General features: G+C 73.3%; 1 pseudogene. It reads right to left on the bottom strand.

Annotation, left to right across the window (positions count from 1 at the left end):
• Positions 1-170: 170 nt before the first annotated feature.
• A pseudogene (locus ACZ51I_RS12495) lies at positions 171-13,259 on the bottom strand (amino acid adenylation domain-containing protein); the annotation flags it as partial.
• Positions 13,260-13,403: the final 144 nt, after the last annotated feature.

The raw sequence follows: 13,403 nt of genomic DNA on the forward strand, positions 1-13,403 counted from the left end.
ACGGAACCGGTCCGGGACAGGGCGGCCGGACCGGTGCGGGACCGGTCCGGGGTAGCTCGGCCGGACCGGGAGGACCGGTCCGGGTGGACCGGCCGGGCCGCCTGCGCAGGCGGCCCGACCGGTTCGGGTCAGCTCGCGTCGAGGGCCCGGCGCAGCTCACCGGCCAGGACGCGCAGCCGCTCGCCGCGCATCACCGTGTAGTGGTCACCCGGTACGTCGACGAGGGTGGCGTCACCGGGGAAGTACTCCATCCAGCGGTTCGCCGTCCCGACCGTGGCACCGCCGTCCGCCGCCCGCAGCGACACCACCCGCCCGGCGAACCCGCTGGGCGAGTACCCCAGCAGGGCCCGATAGTTGTTCCGGAACCGGTCGGCGATGGCGGTCAGCGTGTCGAGGTCGATGTCCTCGGACAGCGCCCCCGCGGCCCGCGCCTCGGCGTGCAGCACCTCCACCGGCGGCCGGCCGTCGAAGGCCTCGGCCGGCAGCTCCCACTCCACACCCGCGAGACCCGCCAGGTCCCGCGCGAACCAGGACAGGAGCGTCTCGTCGGAGACGGGCTCCCCCTCGGCGGGACCGGGCTCGACCATCAGGTCGATCACGGTGAGCAGCTCCACCTCGGCGCCCGCCGCGGTGAGCCGGGCCGCCATCTCCAGGGCGATCACGCCGCCCATGGACCAGCCGCCGAGCCGGTACGGACCCTCCGGCAGCGCCTCGCGGACCGCCGCGATGTAGTGGGCGGCCATGGCCTCGACACTCGACAGTTCCGTGTCCGGCAGCTGCAGCGCGTAGAACGGCTGCTCGTCGCCGAGGAGTTCGGCGAGCTCCGCGTAACAGAGCACGTCACCGCCGACCGGGTGGACGAACACCAGAGGAGTCCGCGCACCGCTCGTCCGCACCGGCACCAGCGCCTTGCGGCCCTCCCCACCGCTGCCGGCCTCCCGGACCGACTGGGCGAGGAGCTCGATCGTCGGCCGGGCGAACAGGGTGGACAGCGGCAGGCTGCGGCCCAGACCGCGGGCGATCCTGGCCATCAGGCGCACCGCGAGCAGCGAGTCACCGCCGAGGTCGAAGAAGCTCGCGGTCACCCCGATCTCGCTCACACCGAAGAACTCCGCCCAGATCTCCGCGAGCCGGCGCTCCACCTCGTCGCGGGGCGCCACGAAGCCGGCGCCTTCCGCGGCGATCTCGTCGGGCGCGGGCAGAGCGGCCCGGTTGACCTTGCCGTTGTCGCTGAGCGGCAGTTCGTCCAGGACGAGGACACGCTGCGGCACCAGGTGCTGCGGGACCACCTGACGCAGCGCCTCCGTGATCTGCTGCTCGGTGTCGTCGCGCCCCTCGTCGAGGACGACGTACGCGATCAGCCGCTTGGGGCCGTGCTGCTCGCCCGCCGCGACGACCGCGGCGCACCGCACCCCCTCGCACTGGGTGAGCGCGGCCTCCACCTCGCCCAGCTCGATCCGGTAGCCCTGGATCTTGACCTGGGAGTCCAGCCGGCCGAGGAACTCGATGGTCCCGTCCGGCAGGAAGCGCCCCATGTCGCCGGTGCGGTAGAGCCGCTCACCGGTGACCGGGTGGTGCAGGAACGCCGCCTTGGTCTTGGCCTCGTCGTTCAGGTAACCGCGGGCCAGACCGACCCCGGCGATGTAGAGGTCGCCCGGCACCCACACCGGGCAGGGCCGCATCGCGCTGTCGAGCACGTGGAACCGCTGGTTACGCATCGCCTTGCCGTACGGGATGCTCACGCAGTCGTCCGGCACATCCCCGATGGGGTGCAGGATCGACCAGATCGACGCCTCGGTGGCGCCGCCGAGGCTCCACAGCTCTGCGTCCGGCAGCAGCAACCGGATCCGTCCCGGCAGCGACACCGGAATCCAGTCACCGCTCATCATGACGAGCCGCACCGGCAGCCCGGTCAGCCCGTTCGACAGGGCGTGCTCGGTGAACATCTCCATCAGCGCGGGCACGCTGTTCCAGATCGTCACCCCGTGCTCGCTGACGAGTTCCGCCCAGCGGGCGGGCTCACGGTGCGCCGCCGGCTCGGGCAGGACGAGAGCGCCACCCACCGACAGCAGTCCGAAGACGTCGTACACCGACAGGTCGAAGTGCATCGCGGACAGTCCGAGGGCCCGGTCCGCCGCCGTCACGCCGTAGCGCTCGTTGACGTCGACCACCGTGTTCAGGGCCGCGCCGTGCTCGATCATCACGCCCTTCGGCAGCCCCGTGGAGCCCGAGGTGAAGATCACGTAGGCGAGATCGCCCGGCTTGGCACCGGACTCGCCCAGCGGACGGTCCTCGCCCTCGTCCTCGGCCCGCACCACGGTCCTGGTCACGCCCTGCGGCCAGTCCGTCGTGTCCTCCACCCACGGCTGGGTGACGACCCGGCTGATCCCCGCGCCGGCGAGCAGCACATGCAGCCGCTCGACGGGCACCCGGGCGTCGATCGGGACGTACGCCGCCCCGGCCCGCAGGATGCCGAGCGCCGCGACGACCTGCTCCCAGCCCTTGTCCATCACGATCGCCACCAGGTCGCCGGGGCCGGCTCCCTGGGCGCGCAGCGCGTGGCCCACCTGGTTCGACCTGCGGTCGAGCTCCCCGTACGACAGGGTCAGCTCCTGCGAGATGACGGCGGGCGCGTCGGGCGTGGCCTCGGCCTGGGCGAGCACCGCGTCGTGCAGCAGACCGTCGGGCACGGGCCCGTCGGTGGCGTTGGCCTCGGCCCGTACGGCCAGATCGGCCGCCGGCACGAGCGCCGGCCTCGGCCGCTGCCAGGCCTCCGGGTCGCGGCACAGCTCATGCAGCATGCGCTGGTACGCGGCGAACATGGCGTCCACGCAACCCGCCGGGAACAGCTCCTCGATCACGTCCCAGTTCAGGACGAGCTCGCCGGCCTCCTCGACGGCCTGGTGGTCCAGCCACACCTGCGGCGTGCGGACCGAGCTGCTCACCTGGCGGCCGTTCTCACCGATCCCCGCCAGGTACTGCACGACCCCGCGCTGCTCCGTGTCCTGCTGGCCCGCGAAGTTCACCAGGCTCGTGAAGACGACCGGCGCCGCGGCCCGCACCGAGGCGCCGCGCGCCCGGTTCAGCTCCCTGAGCACCTGCACGCCGCTGACCTGGCTGTGCTCCATGTCGCTCCACAGCCGGGCCTGCACGTCGTTGGCGCGGGTGGCGAAGGTGTCGTCGGCCGAGTCGCGGATCTCCAGCATCAGCGTCGTGGAGAAGTTGCCGATGACGTCGCCGACCTGCGGGTGCAGCGGCAGCCGGTTGAAGTACAGCAGGTTCAGGCAGAAGTCGGGCGTGGCACTCCACTCCGCGATGACCTGCGAGTACGCGGTGCACAGCGCGGCGGAGGGGCTGACCCCGGCCGCCGCCGCGTGCTCCTTGAACCGGGCCCACTCCTCCTTCGGAAGGACCGCCCCACGGTGGTTGAAGACCGGCCGGTCCAGGCTCGACGGAGCCACGGCCAGCGGCAGCTGAGGGGCCGGCGGCAGGGTGTCGAGCCGGTCGCGCCAGTAGGCGAGTGCCCGGTCGTACTCGGGGCCGGTCTCCAGCTCCCGGGCCTGCCGGACGTAGTCCCGGTAGCGCAGCTCCAGCTCGGGCAGCTCCTCACCGCGGTAGTGCGCGGCCCACTCCTTGAACAGGATCGACGTGCTGAAACCGTCGATGATCAGGGCGTCGAAGCCGGCGTGGAGCCGGATCACCCGGTCGTCGACGCGGGTCACCCGCACGTCGAACAGCGGCCAGCGGGCGGTGTCGAAGACCTGGTGCCGCATCTCCTCGTGGACGGCGGCCAGCGCGGCCTCGCGCTCCGCCTCCGCCAGGTGGGACACATCGGTCTCACGGATCACATAGGCCGGGACCTCGCGCTGCACGCGCTGCTCGCCCTCGGCGGTGAAGACGGCCCGCAGCTGGTCGTGACGCTCGATCATCGCCCGGAAGGACGTGCCGAGCCGCTCCAGGTCCACGTTCTCCAGGTCGATCTCGATCTGGAAGTACGTGGAGGTGTTGCCCAGTTCGAAGGCCTCGCCACGGCCGACGAGGTACGCCTGCTGGAGGTCGGTCAGACCGAACGGCTCGTAACGCTCCGCGTCGCCGGCCGTGGAGCCGGACCCCTCGGCCTCCTGGTCCGCCTCCGGGGTCTCCGTCTCCGTACCGGCGCCGAGGGCGTCGAGCACGTCCCCGGCGATGTCCTCGGTGCTGCGGCCGTTCAGGAACGCCGTCATCGGCAGCAGAACGCCGAACTCCCGGTCCAGCGTCGTCCGGATCTTCATCGCGATCAGCGAGTCCAGGCCGAGCGCCTGCAACGACTGCCCGACATCGAGCCGGGCCGCCACGGTGCCCAGCGCCTGCGCGACGGTCCGCGCCACCAGGGCGCGCACCGCCTCGGGTGCCACCGCGGGCACCGCCTCCGGCTCCTCGGCCGGGGCCGGAGGCGTCGACACCGCCGCACGCCGCTCCGGTACGGACGCGGTCGGCGACACACGGTCAGCGGCCGGCGCCCGGACGGTGGCGGGTTCCACCGCGGGCCGGTTCAGAGCCGGGACGAAACGCACCCCGTCGGCCTCGGCGACCAGCCGGCCCTGCGCGGTGATGAGCCGGATACGCGCCCGGGTCCCGCCGTCGAACAGTTCGGCGTGACATCGAAGCCCGTCCAGGGCTCCGCCCCGGTCGTAGTGGACGAAGCGGTCGAGACCGGCCGGCACCAGGGCCGGGCCGTCCAGCGGGAAGCAGGCCAGCGCCGTCTGGAACATGGCGTCGACGAGGCCGGGGTGGATCAGGTACGGCTCCACCTCACCGGGCAGGGCGGACCGGATCTCGGCGGTCACCTCGCCCCGGCCGAGCCTCAGCCGCTCCACCCAGCGGACGGCGGAGCCCAGGTACAGCGCACGCTGCCACAGGAGCCGGTACAGCTCGTCGCCGGTCAGCTCGCGGCCCGAACCCACCGGCGCGAGCGTCACCGTGGGGGCGACCGGCGCACCGGCCGTGGCGCGGCCCTGAGCGTGTAGCTGCCAACCGCCGGACGCGTCCTGCGCGTAGTAGCGGAACCGGTCCGCGTCCACGATGAGCTGGGCGGCGCGCTCGGCGTCGGCCGGCGACCGCTCCAAGCCGACGGGTTCGAGCACCAGATCGACGGGGAGTTCCAGGTCCTCGACGGACACGGGCCCCGGCCCGGCGAGTTCGGTGACCGCCTCGATCAGCGACTCCACCAGAGCACCGGCGCTGACCACCGGCCGCCCGCCGACGACGAAGTCGCCGAGGCAGGGGTGGGCCACCGGGTCGAGCCGCGGGGCGAACTGTGCCCGCGCGAGCGGTGACGACGGCAGCCGTACGCCCAGCAGGCCTCCCTGCGCGGCAGGGAGCTCCGCCGGCCGGGGCTCGCTCGGAGCGGCGGCGGGTTCGTTCCGGAGCCAGAAGTGCCGGCGCTGGAAGGGGTAGGAGGGAAGTTCGACGGTGTGGGCGTCATAGGGGGCGAGGAGCGTGGGCCAGTCGATGGCGACGCCGTGGGACCAGGCTTCGGCGGCGGATTCGGTGAAGCGGTCCAGGGTGCCGGTGTTGCGGTGGAGGGTGGCGACGACGGCGCCGGTGTCGCCGAGGGTTTCGGTGATGCCGGAGACGAGGACGGGGTGGGCGCTGACTTCGATGAAGACGACGTCGGGTGCGTTGAGTTGTGTGATGACGTCGGCGAGCCTGACCTTGCTGCGCAGGTTGCGGAACCAGTAGGCGGCGTCGAGTTCGGCGGTGTCGAGTACGGATCCGGTGACGGTGGAGTGGAAGGCGATGCGGCCCGAACGTGGTGCGACGCCTTCGAGTTCGTGGGCGAGGGTGTCGTGGATCTCGTCGACGTGCGGGGAGTGGGAGGCGTAGTCCACGGGGATGCGCCGGGCCCAGACTCCGGTCGTCTCGCACTGGGCGAGGAGCTCGTCGAGTGCTTCGGGCTGTCCGGCGACGACGGTCGAGGAGGGGCCGTTGACCGCGGCGACGGAGATGCGCCCGCTCCACGGGACCAGGAGTTCCTCGGCCCGCGTCTCCGGGACGCTGAGCCAGGCCATGCCTCCGCCGCCGGAGAGGACGCGCAGGGCCTTGGAGCGCAGGGCGACGACGCGGGCGCCGTCCTCCAGGGAGAGGCCGCCGGCGACGACGGCTGCGGCGATCTCGCCCTGCGAGTGCCCGACCACGGCCGTCGGGTTGACGCCGCTGGCGCGCCAGAGGGCGGCGAGGGCGACCATCATGGCCCAGGAGGCGGGCTGGACGACGTCGACCCGGTCGAGGCCGGGTGCGTCGTCCTCGCCGCGCAGGACTGCCGTCAACGACCAGTCCACGAACGGGGTGAGGGCCGTCTCGCAGTCGGCGATGACGCGGGCGAACTCCGGCGAGGAGTCCAGCAGGGCCGTGGCCATACCGACCCACTGCGAGCCCTGACCGGGGAACACGAAGACGACGGAAGCGCCCGACGAGCGGCCCGGCTTCGCACCGGAGACAGCCGCGGTCACGCCGTCGATCTCGCCGGAGGCCAGGGCGTCCAGGCCGGCGAGCAGCCCGTCGCGTCCGTCGGTGCCGGGAAGCACGGCCCGCGATTCGAAGGCCGAGCGTCCGGTCGCCAGCGAGACGGCCACGTCGGCCGGGCTGAGCTCCGGCCGTTCCCGTACGTAGGCGGCCAGCCGCGCAGCGGCCTCGGCAAGCGCGTCGGACGAGCGCGCCGACACCAGCCACGGCAGGGCCGCGCCGTCCAGCGGCGCCTTGTCGTCCGGCGCCGCGTCCTGGACGGACGCGTCGTCCGGTGCCTCCGCGAGGATGACGTGGGCGTTGGTGCCGCTGATGCCGAAGGACGAGACACCGGCGCGCCGGGTCCTGCCGTCCGTCGCGGGCCAGGGGCGGGGCTCGGTGAGCACCTCGACGCCGCCGTTGGCCCAGTCGACGAGCTCGCTGGGCTTGCTGACGTTGAGCGTGGCGGGAAGTTCGCCGTGGCGCATGGCCATGACCATCTTGATGACGCCGCCGACACCGGCCGCTGCCTGGGCGTGGCCCAGGTTGGACTTCAGGGAGCCGAGCATCAGGGGCTGTCCGTCGCGCTGGCTTCCGTACGTGGCGAGCAGTGCCTGCGCTTCGATCGGGTCGCCGAGGACCGTGCCCGTTCCGTGGGCTTCGACGGCGTCGACGGCGGAGAAGGTGAGGCCGGCGTCCTGGACGGCGGCGCGGATGACGCGTTCCTGGGCGGGGCCGCTGGGTGCGGTGAGCCCGTTGGAGGCGCCGTCCTGGTTCACGGCCGAACCGGCCACCACGGCGAGCACGTTGTGGCCCAGCCGTCGGGCGTCCGAGAGCCGTTCCACGACGAGGACACCGACACCCTCGGCCCAGGCGGTGCCGTCGGCGTCCGCCGAGAACGATTTGCACCGGCCGTCCGCCGCGAGCCCCCGCTGACGCGAGAACTCGATGAACGTGTTCGGGGTGGACATCACCGCGGCGCCGCCCGCGAGGGCGAGCGAGCACTCGCCCGATCGCAGGGCACGGACCGCGAGGTGCAGGGCGACCAGCGACGACGAACAGGCGGTGTCCACGGTCAGGGCAGGACCCTGCAGGCCCAGGGTGTAGGCGATGCGGCCGGTGGCGACGCTGCCGGCGGTGCCGGTCAGGAAGTGACCCTCGGCCTCCTGGGGAAGCCGGCCGCCACCGCCGTAGTCGTGGTACATCACGCCGGCGAACACACCGGTGTCGCTGCCGTGCAGCGATCCGGGCGTGATGCCGGCCCGCTCCAGAGCCTCCCACGACACTTCGAGGAGCAGCCGCTGCTGCGGGTCCATCGCCAGCGCCTCGCGCGGCGAGATCCCGAAGAACGCCGGGTCGAACTCGGCGGCCTCGTGGAGGAACCCGCCGTGCCGGACGTACGACGTCCCGGAGTGGTCCGGATCGGGGTGGAAGAGGCCGTCGAGGTCCCAGCCCCGGTCGGCCGGGAACTCCGAGATGACGTCGCGCTGTTCGGCGACGACCCGCCACAGCGCCTCGGGCGAGTCCACCCCGCCCGGGAAACGGCAGCCCATGCCGACGATCACGATCGGGTCGTCATCCGTACGCGCGACGACCGGGGCGACGGGCCGCACGGGGGCACTCTCGGCCCGCTCCCGCGCCAGCGCGAGCGTGAAGTCGACGACGGCGGCCGGCGTGGGGTGGTCGAAGACCAGGGTCGCCGGCAGACGGAGACCGGTCGCGGAGTTCAGGCGGTTGCGCAGCTGGACCGCGAGCAGCGAGTCGATGCCGAAGCTCTTGAACGGCTGGTCCGGGTCGATCCCGTCCGCCGACTCGCTGCCGATGACCGACGCGAGCTGGGTGCGGACGAGGTCGAGCAGCAGACGGCGGCCCTCCTCCTCGGACATCCGGCCGAGCTTGCGGCGCAGCCCGGACTCGCCGGGACGCCGCTGAGGGACCCGCACCAGGGAGCGCAGCAGCGGGGACAGGGTCCCGGCGAGCGCGTCGGCGCGCAGCGCGGCCGGGTCGAGGCGGGCCGGAACGAGGAGCGGGTTGTCGTCGGTGAGTGCCCGGTCGAGGAGTTCGAGACCCTGCTCCGTGGAGAGCGGGGCGATGCCGCGGGTCGACAGGGTGTCATCGTCCAAGTGACCGGTGAGACCGGTGCGTTCGGCCCACAGGCCCCAGGCGAGCGAGGTCGCGGGACGGCCGGCGGCCCGGCGGCGGGCGGCGAGCGCGTCGAGGAAGACGTTGCCCGCGGCGTAGTTGGCCTGGCCCGGATTGCCGAGCACACCGGCCACCGAGGAGAACAGGACGAAGGCCGCGAGGTCGTGGTCGGCGGTCAGCTCGTCGAGGTGCGCGGCGGCGTCCACCTTCGGCCGCAGCACGGCCGAGAGGCGGTCCGGGGTCAGCGACTCGACCACGCCGTCGTCGAGCAGACCCGCCGTGTGGACGACGGCGGTGAGCCGTACGCCCGTCAGCAGCTGCGCGAGCGCGTCGCGGTCGGCGGTGTCACAGGCCGCGAGGGTGACCTCGGCGCCCAGCGCGGTGAGCTCGGCCGAGAGATCCTGGGCTCCCGGGGCGCCGGGGCCGCGACGGCTCACCAGGAGCAGACGGCGGGCGCCGTGCTCGGTGACCAGATGCCGCGCGACCGACGCGCCGAGCACGCCGGTGCCGCCGGTGACGAGGACGGTGCCGTCCGGGTCGAGCGGGGTGGCACCGGTCAGGCCGGTGGCGGAGGTGTGCCGCACCAGGCGGGGGGCGAGGAGGGCGCCCGCTCGCAGGGCGAGCTGCGGCTCGGTGAGGACCGCGCCGGGGACGGTTCCGGCGTCGGGCGCCTCGTCCGCGTCCAGCAGGGCGAAGCGGTCCGGGTGTTCGGACTGGGCGGTCCTGATCAGGCCCCACACGGTGGCCTGGGCGGGGTTGTCGACGTCGGGGCCGGCGGCGCCCTCGGTCAGCACGAGCAGGCGGGAACCGGCGAAGCGGGCTTCGGCCAGCCACTGCTGGACCAGGCCGAGCGCCCAGTCGGCCGCCCGATGGGCGGCGTCGGCGAGGCCGGATCCCGTGCTGTCGGAGTCCTGCGAGGCGCCCGGACATCGGGCGGTGACCGGACATCGTACGGCGACCACCTGGGGTACGACGTCGGGGACGTCGGCCAGGTCCGTGACCAGGCATGCGTCGGCGGCGGCCGCGGCGGCGACCGGCTGCCACTCGACGCGGAACAGCGCGTCGGTGCCCCGCGCGGCGGTGAGGTCGGCCGTGAACGGCCTCATCGTGACGGCCTCGGCGGACAGCACGGGCTTCCCCGAGCCGTCGGTGGCGCGCAGGATCACCCCGTCCTCGCCCCGAGCGGTGAGCCACACCCGCAGGCTGTCCGCGCCGTCGGCGTAGCGGCTGACGCCGGACCAGGAGAAGGGCAGGACGGTGCCGCCGTCCTCGCGGAGCAGACCGACCGCGTGCAGGGCCGCGTCCAGGACCGCCGGGTGCAGCCCGAAGGTCGTGGCGTCCAGCTCGGCGGGCAGGCCGACCTCGGCGTAGACGTCACGGCCGGAGCGCCAGGCGGCGCGCAGCCCCTGGAAGGCGGGGCCGTAGTCGTAGCCCGCCTCCGTGAGGGTCTCGTAGCGGCTCTCGACGTCGATCTCCTGGGCGCCGGGCGGCGGCCACTCGGCGAGGTCGAAGTCCGCGGTGGCGTCCTCGAAGTCGAGCACGGCCGCGGCGTGCCGCGTCCACGGGACGCCCGCCTCGGCGTCCTGTGGCCGGGAGTGCACGGCCAGCTCCCGCTGCCCGTTCGCGGCCGGCGGTTCGACGGTCACCCGCAGCTGTACGGCTTCGCCGGGCGGAAGCACCAGCGGTGCCTGAAGGGTGAGTTCGGCCAGTCGGCGCCACCCCACTCGCGCGCCCACGGCCATCGTGAGCTCGAGGAACGCGGTGCCGGGCAGCAGTACGGTGCCCTGTACGGCATGGTCGGCGAGCCACGGCTGGGTGTCGAGGGCGAGGCGCCCCGTGTACACCAGCCGGTCTTCCTCGACGAGCTCGACCACGGCGCCGAGCAGGGGATGCCCGGCCGAGGTCAGACCCAGCCCGCGGGCGTCGGTCGAGGCCGGTTCGGGCTCCAGCCAGAAGCGCCGGCGCTGGAAGGGGTACGAAGGCAGCTCGACGGTACGGGCCCGGTAGGGCTGGAGCACGGTCGGCCAGTCGACGGTGATGCCGTGGGACCAGGCTTCGGCGGCGGATTCGGTGAAGCGGTCCAGGGTGCCGGTGTTGCGGTGGAGGGTGGCGACGACGGCGCCGGTGTCGCCGAGGGTTTCGGTGATGCCGGAGACGAGGACGGGGTGGGCGCTGACTTCGATGAAGACGACGTCGGGTGCGGAGAGTTGTGTGACGACGTCGGCGAGCCTGACCTTGCTGCGCAGGTTGCGGAACCAGTAGGCGGCGTCGAGTTCTGCGGTGTCGAGTACGGATCCGGTGACGGTGGAGTGGAAGGCGATGCGGCCCGAACGCGGCGCGACGCCTTCGAGTTCGTGGGCCAGGGTGTCGTGGATCTCGTCGACGTGCGGGGAGTGGGAGGCGTAGTCCACGGGGATGCGCCGGGCCCAGACTCCGGTCGTCTCGCACTGGGCGAGGAGCTCGTCCAGCGCCTCGGGCTGTCCGGCGACGACGGTCGAGGAGGGGCCGTTGACCGCGGCGACCGAGATACGCCCGCCCCACGGCGCGAGCAGCTCTTCGGCCTGCGCCTCCGGGACCCGCAGAGAGGCCATGCCTCCGCCGCCGGAGAGGACGCGCAGGGCCTTGGAGCGCAGGGCGACGACGCGGGCGCCGTCCTCCAGGGAGAGGCCGCCGGCGACGACGGCTGCGGCGATCTCGCCCTGCGAGTGCCCGACCACGGCCGTCGGGTTGACGCCGCTGGCGCGCCAGAGTGCGGCGAGGGCGACCATCATGGCCCAGGAGGCGGGCTGGACGACGTCGACCCGGTCGAGGCCGGGTGCGTCGTCCTCGCCGCGCAGGACTGCCGTCAACGACCAGTCCACGAACGGGGTGAGGGCCGTCTCGCAGTCGGCGATGACGCGGGCGAACTCCGGCGAGGAGTCCAGCAGGGCCGTGGCCATGCCGACCCACTGCGAGCCCTGACCGGGGAACACGAACACGGCTCGAGAAGGCGACACACCGTTCTCGCCCTCGACCTCGCGCGAGGCCAGGGCGTCGAGACCGGCGAGCAGCCCGTCCCGTCCGTCGGTGCCGGGAAGCACGGCCCGCGATTCGAAGGCCGAGCGTCCGGTCGCCAGTGAGACGGCCACGTCGGCCGGGCTGAGCTCCGGCCGCGCCCGTACGTAGGCGGCCAGCTGCCCGGCCGCCTCGGCGAGCGCCTCCGGGGAACGCGCAGACACCAGCCACGGCAGACCCGCGCCGTCCAGGCCGGCCACGTCCGTCGGAGCGGCGTCGTCCGCGGGCTGCTCGGCCGGGGCCTCGGCCAGGATGACGTGCGCGTTGGTGCCGCTGATGCCGAACGACGACACACCGGCGCGCCGGACCCTGCCCTCCTCGGCAGGCCAGGGGCGGGGCTCGGTGAGCACCTCCACGCCGCCGTTGGCCCAGTCCACCAGCTCGCTCGGCTTGCTCACGTTCAGCGTGGCGGGCAGCTCGCCGTGCCGGAGCGCCATGACCATCTTGATGACGCCGCCGACACCCGCGGCCGCCTGGGAGTGCCCCAGGTTCGACTTCAGGGAGCCCAGCATCAGGGGCTGCCCCTCGCGTTCCTTGCCGTACGTGGCGAGCAGGGCCTGCGCCTCGATCGGGTCACCGAGGACCGTCCCCGTACCGTGTGCCTCGACGGCGTCGACACCGGCGAAGGACACCCCCGCGTCCTGCACGGCGGCGCGGATGACGCGTTCCTGGGCGGGGCCGCTGGGGGCGGTGAGCCCGTTGGAGGCGCCGTCCTGGTTCACGGCCGAACCGGCCACCACGGCGAGCACGTTGTGCCCCAGCCGTCGGGCGTCCGAGAGCCGCTCCACGACGAGGACACCGACGCCCTCGGCCCACGCCGTGCCGTCGGCGTCCGCGGAGAACGACTTGCACCGGCCGTCCGCCGCCAGGCCCCGCTGACGTGAGAACTCGACGAAGATGCCCGGCGTCGACATGATCGTCACACCACCGGCGAGCGCCAGCGAACACTCGCCGGACCGCAGGGCGTTGACGGCCAGGTGCAGGGAGACCAGCGACGACGAACAGGCGGTGTCCACCGTCAGGGCAGGGCCCTGCAGGCCCAGGGTGTAGGCGACACGACCCGAGGCCACGCTCGACGTCGTCCCCGTCAGACCGAACCCGGTCGCAGCCGCTCCCGCCTCGCCGAGTCGCGGACCGTACTCCTGGGCGATGGCGCCGAGGAACACGCCCGTCGACGAGCCGTGCAGCGATCCGGGCGTGATGCCGGCCCGCTCCAGAGCCTCCCACGACACTTCGAGGAGCAGCCGCTGCTGCGGGTCCATCGCCAGCGCCTCGCGCGGCGAGATCCCGAAGAACGCCGGGTCGAACTCGGCGGCGCCGTCCAGGAAGCCGCCGTTGCGCACGTACGACGTACCCGAGTGGTCCGGGTCGGGGTGGTAGAGGCCGTCGAGGTCCCAGCCGCGGTCGGTGGGCATCCCCGAGATGACGTCGCGCTGTTCGGCGACGACCCGCCACAGTGCCTCGGGCGAGTCGACGCCGCCCGGGAAGCGGCAGCCCATGCCGACGATCACGATCGGGTCGTTGGTGCCGGCCTCCAGTTCACGGACCCGCTGACGGGACTGGTGGAGGTCGACGGTGAGGCGCTTGAGGTATTCGACGAGTTTGTCGTTGTCCGGTGTTGTCATGGTGATGATGCCCCCGTAGGCGTCGTGGAGCCGTGCGTGCGCGCGGAGCGGGCATGACCGCCCGGGCGGCGTGCCGGAGCACGCCGCGCGCGTCGAACA

Source organism: Streptomyces sp. NPDC034084 (assembly GCF_055575535.1).